This is a genomic window from Rhodococcus sp. WB9, assembly GCF_007558985.1.
GTDB classification, from domain to species: Bacteria; Actinomycetota; Actinomycetes; order Mycobacteriales; family Mycobacteriaceae; genus Rhodococcus_F; species Rhodococcus_F opacus.
The window spans coordinates 6,415,947-6,434,784 of the sequence record NZ_CP041769.1 but is presented as its reverse complement, the minus strand read 5'-3'; the positions used below and the strand labels follow the sequence as shown (position 1 = coordinate 6,434,784).

The following is an 18,838-nucleotide window of genomic DNA, read 5'->3' as shown; positions in this document are numbered from 1 at the left end:
ACTCGGGCGGATTACGCCAGGGCGCCGATTCGAGCCCGGTCGCGGAGGGCGATGAGTTCGCGGGCGTGCGCCTCCAGCTTGCGGTCCTCGTCGGACTGCGGCACCCACTGCCGCACTGCCGTTGCGGCGCCGTCCTCGTCGACGGCGGCGACGACGGTGAGGCAGTGGGTGGTGAGGTTCATTTCCCGGGTGCGCGGGTCGCCGGATCGCACGTGCACCGAGATGTGCATGGTCTGCGCGCCGGTGTGCAGCAGGCGGGCGTCGACCTCGACGACGTGACCGATCTGGATCGGGCGGTAGAAGCGCACCCCGCCGGCGTACACGGACACGCACGGCGTGCCGTTCCACGACGTGCCGCACAGGTAGGCGGCCTCGTCGATCCAGCGCATTACGGTTCCACCGTGCGTCTTGCCGCCCCAGTTGACGTCGGTGGGCGCGGCGAGGAAGCGGGTGAGCGATTCCGGTGCGGTGCCCGCGTCGGTGTAGTTCTGCTTGCTCATCGCCTCTTCGATGTCGGCCCGCAGGCCGATGCGCATGAGCGCCTCCTCCGACTCGGCGCGGTCGGTGGCGGTGACGGGCTGCCACGGCGGCACGCTCGTCGGCTTACCGGAGTCGTCGACGGCGACGAAGATGATCAGGCAGTTGCTGGCCTCGGTGAACTGTCCGGTGCGCGGGTCGGCCGACGACACGGTGCACTGGATGTGCATGCTCGAGCGCCCGGTGTGGACGAGCCGGGCTTCGACCTCGACGAGGTGACCCGACTCGATGGACCGGGTGAACTTGATGTTTCCCACGTAGGCGGTGACGCAATAGCTCCCGCTCCAGCCGACCGCGCAGGCGTAGGCGGCCTTGTCGATCCATTCGAGGATCCGGCCGCCCTGGACGGCTCCTCCGAGCGTCGCCACTTCGGTGGGTGCGGCCAGGAAGCGGAGGGTGATGCTGCGGGGAGGCGTGGTCATCGATGTGATCCTCGGGGATTCGACGTGGCCGGCACGAGGGCGCGAACCGGGGACGGCGAAACGTCGTTGTCCGCCGGTGGCGGTGAAATTATCCCACAGATGCACCGGACCGACCGGTCCGCGATGTGAACGGACCGGAGGTTGACGAACGCGTGTGACCACGCGCACACTCAACAACGACCGCATAGCGTTCTCAACGTACGCACAGCGTACGAGAGTGATGGGATCAGGTGATGACCTCGACGTCGACGACGACCGCACCTCACGTGGACCAGGCTTGCCTCGACCACGTCGACCGCGAGTTCTACCTCCCCGCGCAGCGAGTGCTGCCGTGGAAGGCGAACCTTGCGGCACTCCCCGGCGAACCGGGGCCTCCGCTCCGCATCGCGGGGGTCGTGCGCTCACGCGACGGCGCCCCTTTGTCGGGGGCGGAACTCGAGATCTGGCACGCGGACGCCGACGGCTGCTACTCCGGGTACTCCGTCGAGATTCTGCGCAACAACCTGCGCGGCATCGTCGTCACATGCGCCGGTGGCCGCTTCGACATCTCGACCGTGCAGCCGGCGCCGTGCGAATTCTCGAGCGCCCGAGGCGAAGCCGATGTCGGGCACGTCAACGTCGTCGTGCATGCGCGGGGCTTCCGACCGCTCGAGACGCGCCTGGTGCCGACACCGGGCGCATCGCGAGAAGTGGACGCGTCCGCCGTCGAGTCGCTCGTCGGCCTGGTCGGCGGAGAGGTCTCCTGCGACTTCGTGCTCGACCCGATCTGACCGAGTGATGCCGTCAGCCGGCGAAGCCCATGTCCGTGCTCAGGGCGGCCGCGGCGGCGAGGACGCACGGAACGGCCTGTTCCCGGAACTGTGCCGGAGTATTCCGCGCGGACGACGTGGAGCAGGCGACCACGCCGACCACTGTGCCGCCGGCGTCGCGGACGGGGGCGGCCAGCGAGATCAGGCCCTTCTCCAGCTCCTCGGACGTCAGGGCGAACCCCTGCTCGCGGACCTTGGTGAGTTCCTTGTCGAGTTCGGCTGCAGTGCTGATGGTTTCGGGCCCGAGTTTCTCGAACGTGGACTCGGCGACCACCTGCTCGACCATGTCGGCGGGGGCCCAGGCCAGGAGCGCGCGACCCATGGACGTGGCGTACGCGGGGACGCGGGTGCCGACGGAGACGTTGATGCTCATGATCCGCCGGACGGGAACGCGCGCCGCGTAGACCACGTCGGCGCCGTCGAGCACGCCGAGCGACGCGGACTCCTGGGTCTTCTCGGCCACCTCCAGCAGTCGGGGCATCGCGGCCTCGATCAGTGCGTGCGACTCCGAGTAGTGCTGTCCGATGCTCAGCACGCGGGGGGTGAGCGACCATCGGCCACCCGAGCCGGCGACGTACCCCAGCTTCTGCAGGGTGAGCAGGATCCGGCGGACGGCGGGGCGCGACAGTCCCGCTTCTGTGGCGAGTTCGGCGAGCGTCGGGTTCGGACGCTGCGCGTCGAACGCGAGGAGCACTGCGAACCCGCGCTCGATGCTCTGGATGTAATCGCGATCGCTCTCGGTCATTGCGGCCTCCACCAGCGATTCGGGTGCGTATTCGGACTTGGGGTTGACATTTCAATGTGACTGCGCGCACAGTAGTGGTGTACGCACAGCGTGATGCTAGTACGCACAGCGTACAGAAGGCAAGACCCTCGGCGCGTGAACACCCACCGCGTCGCCCAAAACTCGATATCAGCCCAATCCGCTCCCCTCCCAGCCCAAGGAGAAACAGATGACCACCACCGAGAGCCCCACCGCCGCCGGATCCGGCTCCGCCGCCACCGACAAGTTCAAGGCCGAACGCGTCACAGCCGACACCTCGCCGGAGCGGCTCGCGGCCATCGCCAAGGACGCACTCGGCGCACTCAACGACGTGATCCTGAAGCACGGCGTCACCTACCCCGAGTACCGCGTGTTCAAGCAGTGGCTCATCGACGTGGGCGAGGGCGGCGAATGGCCGCTGTTCCTCGATGTGTTCATCGAGCACTCGGTCGAAGAAGTCCTCGCTCGCAGCCGCAAGGGCACCAAGGGCAGCATCGAGGGCCCGTACTACATCGAGAACTCGCCCGAGCTGCCGTCGAAGTGCACCCTGCCGATGCGGGAAGAGGACGAGAAGATCACCCCGCTCGTCTTCTCCGGCCAGGTCACCGATCTCGACGGCAACGGCCTCGCCGGCGCGAAGGTCGAACTGTGGCACGCCGACAACGACGGCTACTACTCGCAGTTCGCCCCGCACCTGCCCGAGTGGAACCTGCGCGGCACCATCATCGCCGACGAGGAGGGCCGCTACGAGATCACCACGATCCAGCCGGCGCCCTACCAGATCCCGACCGACGGCCCGACCGGTCAGTTCATCGAGGCGCAGAACGGTCACCCGTGGCGTCCCGCGCACCTGCACCTCATCGTGTCGGCGCCGGGCAAGGAGTCGGTGACCACGCAGCTGTACTTCAAGGGTGGCGAGTGGATCGACAGCGACGTCGCGTCGGCTACCAAGCCGGAACTCATCCTCGATCCGAAGACCGGTGACGACGGCAAGAACTACGTCACCTACAACTTTGTGCTCGACCCCGCGTGACCCGTTCCGCCCGTAGAGAAAGTGATCCGATGACCGACCTGTCGATCGTTTCCGTCGAAACGACGATCCTCGATGTGCCGTTGGTGCGTCCCCACAAGTTCGCCACCACGTCGATGACGGCGCAGCCGCTGCTGCTCGTCGCCGTCACGACCGCGGGCGGCGTGACCGGTTACGGCGAGGGCGTCGTCCCCGGCGGCCCGTGGTGGGGCGGCGAATCGGTGGAGACGATGCAGGCGATCGTCGAGCGGTACATCGTCCCGGTCCTGCTGGGGCGTGGTGTCGACGAGATCACCGGCATCATGCCGGACATCGAACGAGTTGTCGCCAATGCACGTTTCGCGAAGGCCGCCGTCGACGTCGCGTTGCACGACGCCTGGGCCCGCAGCCTGGGTGTGCCCGTGCACACGCTGCTCGGCGGCGCCTTCCGAAAGAGTGTCGACGTCACGTGGGCCCTCGGCGCCGCACCCGCCGAGGAGATCATCGAAGAGGCCCTCGGTCTCGTCGAGTCGAAGCGGCACTTCAGTTTCAAACTGAAGATGGGTGCGCTCGATCCCGCCGTCGACACTGCCCGGGTGGTCCAGATCGCGCAGGCTCTGCAGGGCAAGGCCGGTGTCCGCATCGACGTCAACGCCCGCTGGGACAGGCTCACCGCGCTGAAGTACGTGCCCCGCCTCGTCGAAGGCGGCGTCGAACTGATCGAGCAGCCCACACCCGGTGAGCAACTCGAGGTCCTCGCCGAGCTCAACCGCCTCGTCCCCGTCCCGGTGATGGCGGACGAGAGCGTGCAGACTCCGCACGACGCCCTCGAGGTCGCACGCCGCGGCGCCGCGGACGTCATCGCCCTCAAGACCACCAAATGCGGCGGCCTGCAGAAGAGCCGCGAGGTGGTCGCAATCGCCAAGGCAGCCGGAATCGCCTGCCACGGAGCGACATCCATCGAAGGCCCGATCGGGACCGCGGCGTCCATCCACTTCGCGTGCGCGGAACCCGGCATCGACTTCGGCACCGAACTGTTCGGACCGCTGCTGTTCAGCGAGGAGTTGCTGCAGGAACCGATCCGCTACGCCGACGGCCAGGTGTTCCTGCCCGAGGGGCCCGGACTCGGAGTCGAGCTCAACATGGACGCAGTCAAGACCTGGACCAGGAACTAAGGAGCACACCACCCGATGGCACTCTTTCACGTCCGCATGGACGTCGCCATTCCCCGTGACCTCGACCCGACGGTCCGGGACGAGACCATCGCCAAGGAGAAGGCGTACTCGCAGGAGCTCCAACGCTCCGGCAAGTGGCCCCAGATCTGGCGGATCGTCGGGCAGTACAGCAACATCAGCATCTTCGACGTCGAGTCGGCCGACGAACTGCACGAGATCCTGTGGAACCTTCCACTGTTCCCGTACATGAACATCGAGATCATGCCGCTCACCAAGCATGGTTCCGACGTCAAATAGGCCCGCGCCTATTTCTGTTGCGCCAGCAACCGGTCCACCGCGCGCACGCTGAGGACGTGGTCGAGTGCCATGGTGGCGCTGCCGACGACGCCCGACAGTTCCCCGTGCGTCCAGGGGAGGATCTGAAGCTGTTGGGTGGCAACGGCGATGGCGTTGCCGTAGAGGGTTTCGCGTAGCCCCGCGACGAACGTGTCGTAGGCCTGCGCCATGTCGCCGCCGACGATCACGACCTCCGGGTTGAGGAGGTTGATCGCGCCCGACAGGACCTCGCCGATCTGCCGCCCGCTCTCACGGATCATCCGCCGCGCCTCGGCGTCCCCGGCCAGGGCGAGCGTGATCACGTCGCGGATGTGGGTGACTTCGCGTCCCTGCTCCTGCAGATTGCGGACCAGTGCCCACCCGCCGGCCACGGCCTCGATACAACCCACATCACCGCAGCGGCACACCACACCTTGTGCCGCTGCGGTTTTCGTGTGCCCGATTTCGCCCGCCGCGCCGAGGGCGCCCCGCTGGAGCACGCCACCGGACACCAGTCCGGCACCCAGTCCGGTCGACGCCTTGATGAGCAGCATGTCGGCGAAGTCGCGGCGTTCTCCGCGCCGCTCCGCCAGCACCATGACGTTGGCGTCGTTGTCGACGAAGACGGGCGCGTCGGTGACGTCGGCGAGGAACGGCTGGAGAGGGACGCCGTCCCAGCCCGACATCATGGGGGAGTTCAGGCTGCACCCGCGTTCGGTGTCGACGGTCCCGGGGAGGCTGATCCCGATCCCGACCGTCCGTCCCGCGGTCTCGCCCAGACTCTCGCGCAGCGCGATGAGGCGTTGTGCGATGACGGGCATCAGCTCGGCCGGGCTGGTGCCGATCTCCTGCTCCACGTCCTCGGCGACGATGACGTCGCCGGCGAGGTCGCAGATGGCCAGCTGGGTGCGGCTCCGGCCGATGGCCGCCGACAGCACGACACCGGCCTGAACGTGAAACGAGAGCTTCACCGGCGGTCGACCGCCGGTGGAGACGCCCTCCTCGCGTTCGACGACGAGCCCCGACGCCTGCAGCGAAGACACCCGGGCCGCGACAGCGGTGCGGGAGAGGCCGGTGAGGGTGCCGATCTCGGTGCGAGTCGTTGCTTGCCCTGCGCGAATGAGGGCGAAGACGTCGCCACCCGTCGCCGGGGAGGTCGTCGAGCGAGGCGTCCGCATGCAGGCCATTCAACCAACCGGACAGGCGTCTGACAACGTAAGGCCGTGATCTTTGTTCGTAGAAATACCTAAGTTTGTATTGATCGAAAGCCAAAGGTCGCCTACTGTCGTCTGTGACGGCCCACACATCCGGCTTTCAGAGGGAGATGACATGTCACCAGCGACCACCGTGGAACCGTGCGATTTCGTCGTGTTCGGCGGAACCGGCGACCTGGCGGTTCGTAAGCTGCTTCCCGCGCTCTACCTGCGCGATCGGGACGGCCAGCTGCCCGCCGAAACCCGCGTGATCGGTGCCTCGCGAGCCGGTCTCGACACCGACGGCTACCGCGACAAGGTGCGGGGAGAACTCGCGCGGTTCGTCTCCAGCGATCAGCTGGATTCGGACACCTGTGAGCGATTTCTCAATCGCCTCGAGTACGTCTCCGTCGACGCCGCGGATCCGGCGAACTGGGCGGGCCTGACGGAGTGCCTCGCGGCGCGGGAAGGGGCGATCCGGGTCTTCTACCTGGCCTGCGCTCCCGGTCTGTTCGGGCCGATCTGTGAGAACCTCGCCCTGAACGGTCTCGCCGACGCGCAGTCCCGCGTCGTGCTGGAGAAGCCGATCGGACACGACCTCGCCTCGGCCCGCGCCGTCAACGACGCGGTCGGCGCCGTGTTCGAGGAATCGCAGATCTTCCGCATCGACCACTACCTCGGCAAGGAAAGCGTCCAGAACCTTCTGGTCACGCGATTCGCCAACACGTTCCTCGAGCCGCTGTGGAACTCCTCGTCCATCGACCACGTGCAGATCAACGTCGCCGAGTCGCTCGGAGTCGGCAGTCGCGGCGGTTACTACGAGTCGGCGGGTGCCCTGCGCGACATGCTGCAGAACCACCTCCTGCAGATGCTCTGCCTCGTTGCGATGGAACCGCCCACCTACGTCGACCGCGAGACCGTGCGAGACGAGAAGCTCAAGGTCCTCCAGGCCCTCAAGCCGATGAGCCCACAGGACGTCGAACGCTGCACGGTCGCAGGCCAGTACGGCCCCGGACTGGCCGACGGGATCGCCGTCCCCGGCTACCAGGAGGACGTCGAGAACCCGGAGAGCGCCACCGAGACGTTCATCGCCGTCAAGGCCGAGATCCAGAACTGGCGTTGGGCCGGCGTGCCGTTCTACCTGCGCACCGGCAAGCGCATGGACCGACGCTGCTCGGAGATCGTGGTGCAGTTCAAGCCCGTCCCGCACCCCATGTTCCCCGGCAGCGAGGGCCACAGCGAACCCAACCGACTAGTCATCCAGTTGCAGCCCCACGAAGGCATGCGGCTGCACATGACGGCGAAGGAACCCGGACCCGGCGGTATCCGGCTCAAGCCGGTGTCGTTGGACCTCAACTACATCGAAACGTTCAAGCGACCGTCGCCCGACGCCTACGAGCGGCTGCTGATGGACGTGGTCCGGGGCAACCCGACCCTGTTCATGCGCCGTGACGAGGTCGAGGCCGCCTGGGAGTGGGTCGAGCAGATCCTCGTCGGCTGGAAGAAGTCCGACCGCGCCCCGCGCCGCTACCCGGCCGGCACCAACGGGCCCACCGACGCGACCACCCTGATCGAGCGCGACGGCCGCGCCTGGCACGAAGGAGTCACCGCATGACCGACGCACCCACACCGACGGCCGACGTGCACCCCGTCCTCGCGGCCGTCACCGAACGCATCATCGAGCGCAGCAAACCCGAGCGCACGATCTACCTCGACCGTATCCGGGCGGCGGGGGACCGCGGCCCGGCGCGCGGCAAGTTGGCCTGCGCGAACCTCGCGCACGGCTTCGCCGCGTCCGGCCCGGCCGACAAGAAGGCGCTGCGCAGCTTCGTCAAGCCCAACATCGCGATCGTCTCGTCGTACAACGACATGCTGTCGGCGCACCAGCCGTTCGAGCACTTCCCGCGGCAGCTGAAGGCCGCGGTCATGGAGGCCGGTGGCATCGCCCAGTTCGCCGGTGGTGTCCCCGCGATGTGCGACGGCATCACCCAGGGCCGCGACGGCATGCAGCTGTCGCTGTTCAGCCGCGACGTCATCGCGATGGCGACGGCGATCGGACTGTCCCACGACATGTTCGACGGCGCCCTCATGCTCGGTGTGTGCGACAAGATCGTGCCGGGGATGCTCATCGGCGCCCTGGGGTTCGGTCACCTGCCGACGATCTTCGTCCCGGCCGGGCCGATGACGTCCGGTCTGCCCAACAACGAGAAGTCGCGCGTGCGGCAGTTGTACGCGGAGGGCAAGGCCGAGCGCGAGGAACTGCTCGACGCGGAGGCAGCGAGCTACCACGGCGCAGGCACGTGCACGTTCTTCGGCACTGCCAACTCCAACCAGCTCCTCATGGAGGTCATGGGCCTGCACCTGCCCGGATCGAGCTTCGTGAACCCCGGCACCCCGCTGCGTGAGGCCCTCACGTCGGAGGCGGGTAGGCGCGTCACCGGTCTCACCGCACTCGGCGACGACTACACGCCGGTCGGTGAGGTCGTGGACGAGAAGGCCGTGGTCAACGGTTGCGTGGCGTTGCTCGCCACCGGCGGTTCGACCAACCACACGATGCACCTCGTGGCGATCGCCCGCGCCGCCGGAATCATCCTCACGTGGGACGACCTGTCGGAACTATCCGCGGTGGTGCCGCTGCTCGCCCGGATCTACCCCAACGGCTCGGCCGACGTGAACCACTTCCACGCGGCCGGCGGACTCGGCTACGTCGTGTCGTCGATGCTGGACGCGGGACTGCTGCACGAGGACGTGAAGACCGTCGTCGGCCCCGGGCTGCGCCGGTACACCGAGGAACCGAAGCTGTCGGGTGAGGGCGTCGAATGGCAGCCGGGCACGCGAATCAGCCTCGACACCAGCGTGTTGCGCGGACCGGAAGATCCGTTCGACGTCAACGGCGGGCTCAAGATGCTCACCGGAAACCTGGGTTCGTGCGTGATGAAGACGTCGGCCGTCCACCCGGACCACCGCGTTGTGACCGCTCCGGCCAGGGTCTTCGACGATCAGCTCGACTTCCTCGCCGCGTTCGAGGCGGGCACGTTGACCGGCGATTTCGTGGCCGTACTCCGGTACCAGGGCCCGCGCGCCAACGGGATGCCCGAATTGCACAAGCTCACACCGGTACTCGGCGTTCTGCAGGACCAGGGCCGGAAGGTCGCGCTGGTCACCGACGGCCGGATGTCCGGCGCCTCCGGGAAGGTTCCCGCGGCCATCCACCTCACCCCCGAGGCGGCCGCGGACGGACCGCTCGCGCGTGTGCGTGACGGCGACGTCCTGACCGTCGACGCTGTGACCGGCTCCGTGAACGTGCATCTCGACGTCGAGGAACTGGCCGCCCGCCCGGCGACCGGTCGTGCGCTCGGTGCCGACGAATGGGTCGGCACGGGGCGCGAACTCTTCGCCGGCCTGCGTGCCGCTGTCGGACCGGCCACCCAGGGCGCCAGCGTTTTCCACCCCCAACCCGTCTAAGGAGTATCTCAGTGACGAACAGCCCCTCCCTCTTCGACCGCGTCCCGGTCATCCCTGTCGTCGTCGTGGACGACCTCGGCGACGCAGTGCCGGTGGCCCGCGCCCTGGTGGCCGGCGGCATCCCGATGATCGAACTGACCCTGCGCACGCCGTGTGCTCTCGACGCCATCAAGGCGATCGCGAACGAGGTGCCGGAGATCTGCGTCGGCGCGGGCACGATCGTGGAACCGGTGCAGGCCGCGCAGGCGGCCGAAGCGGGAGCGCAGTTCCTGGTCTCGCCGGGTAGCACCGAAACTCTGCTGAAGGCGATGACGGACACCGGACTGCCACACCTCCCGGGCGCGGCGACGGTCTCCGAGGTGCTCTTCCTGCTCGAGCGCGGCTATCGCGAACTCAAGTTCTTCCCCGCCGAGGCGTCGGGTGGCGCGAAGTTCCTCGGCTCGATCCACTCACCCGTTCCGGCGGCACGGTTCTGCCCCACCGGCGGTATCTCGACGTCGAATGTCGGGGACTACCTGTCGCTGCCCAACGTAGGCTGCGTCGGTGGATCCTGGCTCACACCCGCCGGCGCTGTGAAGCAGAAGGACTGGGACCGGATCAGCGGCCTCGCGCGTGAGGCGGCTGCACTCGCCCGGTAGAGCGAGAAGCGGCGCGGTACGGTGATGTCGTGCGCGACAGTGACAACGGTGACTCCCCGAGGCCGGGTTCTCAGTCCTCGCTGAAGTCCGCCAACCAGCACCGTGTGGTCCGCGCGCTCCAGACGTCGGGTGAGCTCACCCAGGCGGAGATCGCGCGCCGCACCGGGTTGGCGCCCGCCACCGTGTCCAATATGGTCAAGGAATTGACCGCGGCCGGGATGGTTGCCGTGCCGGGCGGCGACCACCCGGGCCAGCGGGGCCGTGCGGTGAAGCTGACCCGCAAGATGGGGCTCGCCGTCGGGATCGACTTCGGGCATCGCCATCTCACCGTGGCCGTCGCCGACATGGCACACGAGGTGCTCGCCGAGGAGCGCGTCGAACTCGGTGCAGGGCACCGCGCCGCGGACGGCGTGGTGCAGGCGGGCGCTCTTCTCGACGCGGCGCTCGATCGCCTCGGCTGCGACCGTACGTCCGTCCTCGCGGTCGGGATGGGTCTGCCCGCTCCGCTCGAGACCGACACCGGCGAGGTCGGTGGCCCGTCGATCCTCCCGGGGTGGGTCGGTGTCGATGCGGCCGCCATCGCGTCGGAGTATCTCGGCACCGCAGTGCAGGTCGACAACGACGCGAACCTCGGCGTGCTCGCCGAGCACATGTGGGGAGCGGGCCGCGGAACCACCGATCTCGCCTACATCAAACTGTCCGACGGAGTCGGTGCCGGCCTCGTCCTCGACGGCCGGCTGTACCGCGGAAGAGGCGGCACCGCAGGCGAAATCGGCCACCTGACACTCGACGAGTTCGGTCAGGTATGCCGCTGCGGCAACCGCGGCTGCCTCGAGACCCTCGTCGCCTCGCACGTCGTGACCGGGTTGCTGGCCCCGAGTCGCGGTCCCGATCTCACCATCGCCGACATCGTCGCGATGGCCGAGGGCGGCGACGCCGCCTGCATCCGGGTGCTCGCCGACACGGGGCGGCACGTCGGCGTCGCGGTAGCGAGCCTGTGCAACCTCGTCAATCCCGAACGACTCGTCATCGGGGGCGAACTCGCGCTGGCCGGCGAACTTCTGCTCGGGCCGATGCGCGAGGTGGTGGGCCGCTACGCGGTGCCCAGTGCGGTCCGTTCCCTGGACATCCGCGTGGCCGAACTCGGCCCGCGAGCGCAGGTGCTCGGCGCCGTCGCGCTGGGTTTGCGATCCGCGCTTCCGGCCTGACTGTTCGCCGCTGAATTCGCTCCTCTCGCGGACACGGCTCTGCCGCCTTTAGTGTTCATCAGTGAACATAAACCGGACGTAGCCGCCTATCCATGTTCATGTCTTGACGATTCCTGTGTTCGTTGCCTACTGTGTTCCACACCACAACGAATGCGCTCTCGCGCAGGCCTCGGCTCGATCCGAGACTCGATCACCCCCTTGCTCACGAGGAGTCCCATGACTGAAAACGTCCTGTTGCCCGGCGCGGAATCGCCCGGCGACACAGCAGAGGGCACTTCGGTTCCCGTCCGTATCGCGGTCGTCGCCGCACTCGGCGGGTTGCTGTTCGGCTACGACAGTGCGGTGATCAACGGCGCGGTGTCGGCGATCGAGGGCAAGTTCCAGGTCGATTCCGCTCTCCTCGGATTCGCGATCGCCTCGGCACTGCTGGGGGCCGCGGCGGGAGCGATGCTGGCCGGCCGGATCGCCGACCGGTACGGACGCCTCGTCACCATGCGGGCCGCTGCCGTGATGTTCCTGCTGAGCGCCATCGGCACCGGATTCGCGGCCAACGTCGAGATGCTGGTGACGTTCCGGATCGTCGGCGGCATCGGTGTGGGTCTGGCCTCGGTCATCGCTCCCGCCTACATCGCCGAGATCTCGCCCGCCCGGGTGCGCGGACGTCTCGGGTCGCTGCAGCAACTTGCGATCGTCACGGGCATCTTCGTCTCGCTCCTGGTCGACTACGCACTCGCTGCCCTCGCCGGCGGGTCGCAGGAAGAACTCTGGTTCGGGCTCGAGGCCTGGCGCTGGATGTTTCTCGCGATGTGCGTGCCCGCACTGGCCTACGGACTGCTGTCGCTGACGATTCCCGAATCCCCCCGCTATCTGATCGCCCAGGGCCGCCTCGGCGAGGCCCGCGGCATCCTCGCGGTCCTGCTCGGCGAGAAGGGCCTGGACCTCAAGATCGAGAGCATCCGCTCGACGCTGGCCCGTGAGACGCAACCGTCGATCCGTGATCTGAAGGGCTCCGCGTTCGGCCTGATGCCGATCGTGTGGATCGGCATCGGACTCTCCGTCTTCCAGCAGTTCGTCGGTATCAACGTGATCTTCTACTACTCCAGCGTCCTGTGGCAGGCCGTCGGTTTCGACGAGGGCAGCTCGCTGCAGATCACGGTCATCACGTCGGTGGTCAACATCGCCACCACCCTCATCGCCATCGCGTACATCGACCGTGTGGGCCGGCGACCGTTGCTGATCATCGGCTCCGCCGGTATGGCCGTGACGCTCGCGACCATGGCGTTCATCTTCGGAACCGCGTCCACCACCGTCGTGGACGGCGTCACGACGCCGCACCTGACCGGACTGCAGGGCCCGATCGCCCTCGTCGCCGCCAACCTCTTCGTGGTGGCCTTCGGAATGTCCTGGGGTCCCGTGGTGTGGGTCCTGCTCGGTGAGGCGTTCCCCAACCGCATCCGCGCCGCCGCCCTCTCCCTCGCGGCGGGCGCCCAGTGGGCCGCGAACTGGCTCATCACCGTGACATTCCCGTCCATGAAGGACTTCTCGCTGGGAGTCTCCTACGGCTTCTACGCCGTGTGCGCCGTGCTGTCACTCGTCTTCGTTTTGCGCTGGGTCAAGGAGACGAAGGGCGTGGAACTCGAAGCCATGCAATCGGATTCGGTCGCATAAGATTCACCGAGCTACGAGGAAGGCACCCGCGAGTACCTCACTCGTGGGTGTCTTCTTCGTCCTTCATCTGCTCGACTGCCGTCGCGGATTCGCTCACGATCGCGCGCATGGCCGCCTCCGCCGCGTCGGCGTCGCCCATCTGAATGGACGACGCCACCACGCCGTGCAGGCGGATTGCTTCCGTCTCGGCGACGTGCGGCATCAGTGAGTGCCGGGTGCGGCCCTCGAGCACCTCCACGACGATCTGCGACATCGCGCGCAACAGGGGATTCCCCGACGCGGTCAGCAGCGTGCGGTGAAAATCGGAGTCGTGGGCCAAATAGGCGTCCGTGTCCGCCGCGCGGGACGTCGACGACATGCCGATGACGGCCGCCGTCAGCGCCCCGCACTGTTCCGGTGTCGCCCGCGTTGCCGCGAGACGCGCGGCGAGCGGTTCGATACCCGACCGCAGTTCGCTCAGGCTCGACAGTTGTTCGAACCGCTGCGGGCCGGCAAGTTTCCACCGAATCACGCTCGGATCCAGTGAATTCCAGTGCTCCTCACCCAGGACGGTGATCCCGACGCGACGTCGGACGGCCAGCAATCCGAGTGATTCGAGGACGCGGACCACCTCGCGGACGACGGTGCGGGAGACCGAGTACTGGGTGACCACGTCGTCGGCGGAGATCCGGGTGCCGGGTGCGACGACTCCGGCCACGATGTCGCTACCCAGCCGATCGAGCACCGTTTCGTGCAATTGCCGGTACTCGCCGCCGTCTGCGTTGGTCATCCGCCGATGTTCCCACGGTTGCCCCCATTGAACACACGTTGGCGCGCGATTCAGACTCTAAGTAGTACTTAATCTGGTTGTGCCTTGAAATCATATGGTTTATGAGGCAGAGTGACCTGAGTCACGAACAAGGGTCATTCCATCACCGATCTCCCTGGAGCAACAGAATGAGTACCGCGTCACTACTCGCAGCGGCCGACAGTGCCGGCCACGACGCGCGGCTGATCACGGCCGCCGTCGTCGGCGTCGCCGTCATCATCGCGCTGATCACCTGGCTCAAACTCCATCCGTTCCTCGCGCTGTCGATCGGCGCCGTCGGCGTCGGCATCGCCGCAGGTCTGGGTGGGCAAGACTCGGTGAAGTCGTTCGTCGAGGGCTTCGGGGCCACGATGGGCAGCGTCGGAATCCTGATCGGATTCGGTGCCATGTTCGGCAAGTTGCTCGCCGATTCCGGTGGCGCCGACCGCGTCGTCGACACCCTCGTCGGACGGGCGGGCCCGCGGACGCTGCCGTGGATGATGGCGCTGGTCGGCGCCGTGATCGGCCTGCCGATGTTCTTCGAGATCGGCCTCGTGCTGTTGATGCCCGTCATCATTCTGGTCGCGCGTCGTTCGGGGCTGTCACTGATGCGGATCGCGATTCCCACGCTGGCAGGTCTGTCGGCCATGCACGGTCTCGTTCCGCCGCACCCCGGGCCACTGGTCGCGGTGGCGGCCCTGAACGCCAACCTCGGACTCACCCTCGCGCTCGGCGTCCTCGTCGCGATTCCCACCGTCGTCATCGCCGGGCCGCTGTTCAGCAAGCTGGCGGCACGCTGGGTGGACGTCCCCGTCCCCGAGCTCTACGTGACCGTCGAGGACCGGGAAGGCGCGGAAGCCGCCGCCGAGCGTCGCCGGCCCAGCTTCGCGGCAACCCTGTCCGCGATCCTGCTGCCTGTCGTCCTGATGCTGGGCAAGGCGATCGCCGACGTCATCGCCGCCGACTCGGAGTCGCCCGCGAAGGCGCTGCTCGACTTCCTCGGAACGCCGGTCGTGGCCCTCGGACTCGCGGTGCTCGCCGGGATGGCGCTCCTCGGCCGGGGCGGCGGCATGGACCGCAAGGCCATTGCCGTCTCGCTGGAGAGTTCACTGCCCCCGATCGCCGGGATCCTCCTCATCGTCGGTGCCGGCGGTGGATTCAAGCAGGTCCTGATCGACACCGGCATCGCCGACGTGATCGCCGACGCGATCAAGGACAGCGCCCTTCCCGTGCTGTTCCTCGCCTGGCTCGTGGCCGTGCTCATCCGCGTCGCCACCGGATCGGCCACCGTCGCGACCGTCACCGCGTCCGGAATCCTCGCACCCGTCGCCGCCGAACTGACCTCCACGCACGTGTCGCTGATGGTGCTGGCGATCGGGTCCGGCTCGCTGTTCCTGTCGCACGTCAACGACGCGGGATTCTGGCTGGTGAAGGAATACCTCGGCGTCACGGTGGTACAGAACCTGAAGACGTGGACGGTGATGGAATGCATCATCTCCGTCACCGGTCTGGCCGGTGTCCTCGCACTGAGCGTAGTCATCTAGAGGGGCTGAGAAATGTCGAGTGAGGTTGGTGAGATGCACGTGAGTACGCGCGAATCTGCAGGACGCACGCCGCAGACCGCGGATCCGGTCCTGGTGCTGATGGGGGTGTCGGGGTCCGGGAAGTCGACGGTCGCGGGGATCATCGCCGGCGCCATGGGCTGGGACCTGCAGGAGGGAGACGCCCTGCACCCACCCGCAAATGTCGCGAAGATGGCGTCGGGGCAGCCGTTGACCGACGAGGACCGCTGGCCATGGCTCGATGTCGTCGCGGGGTGGATTCGGGAACACACCGAGAACGGTCTTCCCGGGGTCATCACCTGCTCGGCGCTGAAGCGCAGCTACCGCGATGTGTTGCGGGGCGACAACGTCGTCTTCGTGCATCTCGCCGGGTCGCGGGCGCAGATCGGAGAACGACTGACCGCCCGGCTCGACCACTTCATGCCCCCGTCGTTGCTGGACACACAGATCTCGACGCTCGAACCGATCGAGCCGGACGAGGACGCGATCGTGGTGGACGTAGGCGGATCGCCCACCCAGGTGGCGACCGAGATCATCGCTCGGCTGGAGGAGCGACTGGCTCGGTGAACCTCCGGCAATCGGACGAAAATCAGTCGAAGTCGCTCGGCAACGGGCGACTTCGACTTACCGTGACGGGAGGTCTCGGGGAGCGAACGTGACAGTTTCGGGTGCGTTTCTCTCCGGATCGCCCTAGGGTGTCCACTTGGCTGGACAAGCGTCCGATACAACGGAGGGCAGTATGCGAATGCGTGAATCGATCGTGTGGCACTGGGATGTCAGTCGGCGGGCGCGCATGACGTTCTGGTTTGCCAGGGCTTTCGTCAAACCGCTGTTCACGATATGGCCGACGACGGACCGCGGCATCGAACTGCTGGCGACCCTCGACGAGCTGATCGACCGCCTTCCCAAGCCGAAGGGCCTCGACATCGAGGCGATCTCGCTCGGCGGGGTGCCGTGCGAGAAGATCACCCATCCGCGACCCACGATCACGTCGATGGACGGCGCCACCATCCTCTACTTCCACGGCGGCGGATTCGTGTTCTGCGGGCTCGCCACCCACCGGGCGCTTTGCGGACTGCTCGCCGCACGTTCGGGTGCGCCCGTCGTCTCGGTCGAGTACCGGCAGCTTCCCAAGGGTGCGATCGGGGCGTCCCTGGTGGACGCCATGACCGCGTATGCCGAGGTGCTGAAGGTCTGCGACGACCCCAGCAGGGTGATCGTCGCGGGGGACTCGGCGGGCGGATACCTCGCGATGAAGGTCGCGGAAGTTGCCGCTTTGCGGGGCCTCACCCGCCCGGCGGCCGTCATCGGGTACTCCCCGCTGCTCAACCTCGACCTCGAGGATCACGACCCCGATTTCATGAAACGCGACGCGTACCTGCCGATGTCGCAGGTGGCCAAGCTCAAGGATCGCTGGCTGGCCGGTCCCGATCAGATTCCGGGCGCCCAGTCTCCGGTGAACGCGGATCCGGCACTGTTCCCGCCCGTCTTCCTCACCGCCGCCGAATACGAGATCATGCGGCCCGACGTCGAGATCATCACGGACAGGTTCGATCGCGAGGGACGGCAGATCGAGACCCACATCTGGAGTGGGCAGATCCACGCGTTCCCCGTGATCGGCAAGGTGCTGCGGGAGAGTCGCATGATCATCGGACTCACCGTCGACTTCGCGTCCCGCGCGCTCACGGAGTCGAAGCGGCACTCGGCCTGAACGACCAGAACGGGTGGGCCTGTGCCCACCCGTTCCCCCGTCCGGGTTCTATGCGGGGTTGAGCACCCTGCGAAGCAGCGGTGACACCGTGATCAGCAATCCCAGCAACGCGACTCCCGTGACGAGCACGAGGCCGGAGTGGAACTGGTGGAACCCGGCGCCGCCGATACCGGTGGCCGTGTGCGAGCCGGCGGTGACGAGCGCGGTGGTGAGTGCCAGCACGAGTGCTGCACCGACCTGTGCGGACGTCTGCACGAGGCCCGACGCCAACCCCTGCTCGGAGTCGTCGACGCCCGACGTGGCCTGGGCCATGATCGACGTGAAGCCCAGCGCGAAACCGACGCCCAGCAGCAGCACGCTCGGCAGGATCGCGACCGCGTAGTGGGGCTGGTCGCTCCCCGCGAAGAGGAACCACAGGTAGCCGAGGCTCAACGAGGTCAGTGCCGCGATGATCATGCGTGCCGTGCCGAACGCGTCGATCAGACGTCCGACGAACGGCGATCCGAAGGCCACGATGATGCCGGCGGGCAGGAGACCCAGCGCCATCTCCAGCGGCGACCATCCGAGCACCGACTGCAGGAAGATGGTCATCATGAACTGGAAGCTCAGATAGGAGCCGAACAGCGCGACGATGCTGAGGTTCGCCCGCACGATCGAGCCGACCCGGAGGATGCTCAGACGCACCAGCGGGTGCGCCACCCGGTTCTCCACGACGAAGAACGACGCCAACAGGGCTGCGGCCAGTGCGAACGAGCCCAGCGTGAGCGGATCGGCCCAGCCGCGGGCCGGTGCCGACACCACGGTGTAGACGGCGAGCAGCATCCCCGACACCAGCGTGGCGGCTCCCACGATGTCGTGTCCGCCGTTGTCGGCGGCGCGGTCGCGGGGGATCAGGACGGCGCCCGCGACCAGGGCGAGAACCGCGAACGGCACCGGCATCAGGAAGGTCCAGCGCCACCCGGCGCTGGTCAGCAGTCCGCCCAGGATCAGGCCGGACGAGTAGCCGCTGGCTCCGAAGACGGAGAAGATCGACAGGGCCCGGTTGCGGGCGGGCCCCTCCTTGAACGTGGTGGTGAGGATGGACATCGCGGTCGGCGCGGTGAACGCTGCGGCGAGTCCCTTCACGAAGCGGCTCGCGATGAGCAGCGTGCCGTTGTCGACGAGTCCGCCGACCAGGGACGCGATCGCGAACACGGTGAGTGCGATCAAGAAGACGCGGCGGCGTCCGAGGAGGTCGGCAGTGCGTCCGCCCAGCAGCAGCAGACCGCCGAATCCGAGTACGTATCCGTTGATGATCCATTGGAGCGAGGTGGTGGACAGCCCCAACTCGGTTCCGATGGAGGGCAACGCAACACCCACCATCGAGACGTCGAGACCGTCGAGGAACATGACGAGGCACAGCACGGCCAGGACGCCCCAGAGGCGGGGGGTCCAGGCCTGGTCGGTCGACGGGGTCGTGGTGGCACCCGACGAGGTGGCGAGGTCCGGGGTGGCGTCGCTGATAGTCACAGGAAGAATGTAGATGCACGTGCAATCAATGCGCAAGCACTAATTTCTTTTGCATTTAATTCGCTTG

17 protein-coding genes are annotated in these 18,838 nt (G+C 67.4%); 12 read left to right on the top strand and 5 right to left on the bottom strand.

What is annotated here, in order from left to right; translation table 11 throughout:
- Positions 1 to 11 precede the first annotated feature (11 nt).
- Entirely contained in the window at positions 12 to 959 is a 948-nt protein-coding gene (locus FND50_RS30075; RefSeq protein WP_144288112.1) for an acyl-CoA thioesterase, read from the bottom strand.
- 233 nt (positions 960 to 1,192) lie between these two features.
- Between FND50_RS30075 and FND50_RS30070 the strand changes: the two genes are divergently transcribed.
- Positions 1,193 to 1,729, top strand: a complete 537-nt coding sequence (locus tag FND50_RS30070; RefSeq protein ID WP_005573874.1) for an intradiol ring-cleavage dioxygenase — start codon at positions 1,193 to 1,195, stop codon at positions 1,727 to 1,729.
- A gap of 13 nt (positions 1,730 to 1,742) precedes the next feature.
- Here the strand turns inward: FND50_RS30070 and FND50_RS30065 are convergent, their stop codons facing one another.
- The gene (locus tag FND50_RS30065) at positions 1,743 to 2,513 is read right to left on the bottom strand and encodes an IclR family transcriptional regulator C-terminal domain-containing protein (RefSeq protein ID WP_144288111.1); all 771 of its coding nucleotides are present in this window, start codon (positions 2,511 to 2,513) and stop codon (positions 1,743 to 1,745) included.
- 208 nt (positions 2,514 to 2,721) lie between these two features.
- Between FND50_RS30065 and catA the strand changes: the two genes are divergently transcribed.
- The 3 genes from catA to catC are packed head-to-tail and all read left to right on the top strand — an operon-like array spanning position 2,722 to position 5,012.
- Positions 2,722 to 3,564 carry a catechol 1,2-dioxygenase gene (catA, locus tag FND50_RS30060; RefSeq protein ID WP_005264057.1) on the top strand — a complete coding sequence of 281 codons (843 nt, stop codon included), beginning with the start codon at positions 2,722 to 2,724 and terminating at the stop codon, positions 3,562 to 3,564.
- 29 nt (positions 3,565 to 3,593) lie between these two features.
- On the top strand, positions 3,594 to 4,715 hold the full coding sequence (locus FND50_RS30055; protein WP_144288110.1) for a muconate/chloromuconate family cycloisomerase: 1,122 nt from the start codon (positions 3,594 to 3,596) through the stop codon (positions 4,713 to 4,715).
- Positions 4,716 to 4,730: 15 nt separating this feature from the next.
- Entirely contained in the window at positions 4,731 to 5,012 is a 282-nt protein-coding gene (gene catC / locus FND50_RS30050) for a muconolactone Delta-isomerase (RefSeq protein ID WP_144288109.1), read from the top strand.
- An 8-nt stretch (positions 5,013 to 5,020) separates the two neighbouring features.
- On the opposite strand, the gene FND50_RS30045 is transcribed toward catC, so the two are convergent.
- On the bottom strand, positions 5,021 to 6,208 hold the full coding sequence (locus tag FND50_RS30045) for an ROK family transcriptional regulator (protein ID WP_105415491.1): 1,188 nt from the start codon (positions 6,206 to 6,208) through the stop codon (positions 5,021 to 5,023).
- Positions 6,209 to 6,359: 151 nt separating this feature from the next.
- Between FND50_RS30045 and zwf the strand changes: the two genes are divergently transcribed.
- From zwf to FND50_RS30020, 5 genes are all read left to right on the top strand, one after another.
- A complete protein-coding gene (gene zwf / locus FND50_RS30040) occupies positions 6,360 to 7,838 on the top strand; it encodes a glucose-6-phosphate dehydrogenase (protein WP_005264061.1) in 1,479 nt (492 codons plus the stop codon).
- A complete protein-coding gene (edd, locus tag FND50_RS30035) occupies positions 7,835 to 9,688 on the top strand; it encodes a phosphogluconate dehydratase (RefSeq protein ID WP_144288108.1) in 1,854 nt (617 codons plus the stop codon). The genes zwf and edd overlap by 4 nt, the downstream gene beginning before the upstream one ends.
- 11 nt (positions 9,689 to 9,699) lie before the next feature.
- Entirely contained in the window at positions 9,700 to 10,326 is a 627-nt protein-coding gene (gene eda, locus FND50_RS30030) for a bifunctional 4-hydroxy-2-oxoglutarate aldolase/2-dehydro-3-deoxy-phosphogluconate aldolase (protein ID WP_144288107.1), read from the top strand.
- Positions 10,327 to 10,355: 29 nt separating this feature from the next.
- Positions 10,356 to 11,534 (top strand): ROK family transcriptional regulator, encoded by a 1,179-nt coding sequence (locus FND50_RS30025; protein WP_144288106.1) that lies wholly within the window; start codon positions 10,356 to 10,358, stop codon positions 11,532 to 11,534.
- 216 nt (positions 11,535 to 11,750) lie between these two features.
- Positions 11,751 to 13,202, top strand: coding sequence for a sugar porter family MFS transporter (locus tag FND50_RS30020; RefSeq protein ID WP_144288105.1), 1,452 nt, complete (start codon positions 11,751 to 11,753; stop codon positions 13,200 to 13,202).
- A gap of 37 nt (positions 13,203 to 13,239) precedes the next feature.
- Here the strand turns inward: FND50_RS30020 and FND50_RS30015 are convergent, their stop codons facing one another.
- Positions 13,240 to 13,971, bottom strand: coding sequence for a FadR/GntR family transcriptional regulator (locus FND50_RS30015; RefSeq protein WP_005251406.1), 732 nt, complete (start codon positions 13,969 to 13,971; stop codon positions 13,240 to 13,242).
- A 167-nt stretch (positions 13,972 to 14,138) separates the two neighbouring features.
- Here FND50_RS30015 and FND50_RS30010 point away from each other — a divergent pair, with 167 nt between their 5' ends.
- The 3 genes from FND50_RS30010 to FND50_RS30000 all read left to right on the top strand — a co-directional run bounded on the left by FND50_RS30010 (position 14,139) and on the right by FND50_RS30000 (position 17,262).
- Positions 14,139 to 15,533, top strand: a complete 1,395-nt coding sequence (locus tag FND50_RS30010) for a GntP family permease (RefSeq protein WP_144288104.1) — start codon at positions 14,139 to 14,141, stop codon at positions 15,531 to 15,533.
- A gap of 33 nt (positions 15,534 to 15,566) precedes the next feature.
- The gene (locus tag FND50_RS30005) at positions 15,567 to 16,118 is read left to right on the top strand and encodes a gluconokinase (RefSeq protein WP_005573887.1); all 552 of its coding nucleotides are present in this window, start codon (positions 15,567 to 15,569) and stop codon (positions 16,116 to 16,118) included.
- 172 nt (positions 16,119 to 16,290) lie between these two features.
- Positions 16,291 to 17,262 (top strand): alpha/beta hydrolase, encoded by a 972-nt coding sequence (locus tag FND50_RS30000; protein ID WP_144288103.1) that lies wholly within the window; start codon positions 16,291 to 16,293, stop codon positions 17,260 to 17,262.
- Positions 17,263 to 17,310: 48 nt separating this feature from the next.
- Here FND50_RS30000 and FND50_RS29995 read toward each other — a convergent pair whose 3' ends face one another.
- Positions 17,311 to 18,807, bottom strand: a complete 1,497-nt coding sequence (locus tag FND50_RS29995; protein WP_144288102.1) for an MFS transporter — start codon at positions 18,805 to 18,807, stop codon at positions 17,311 to 17,313.
- Between the last annotated feature and the right edge of the window lie 31 nt (positions 18,808 to 18,838).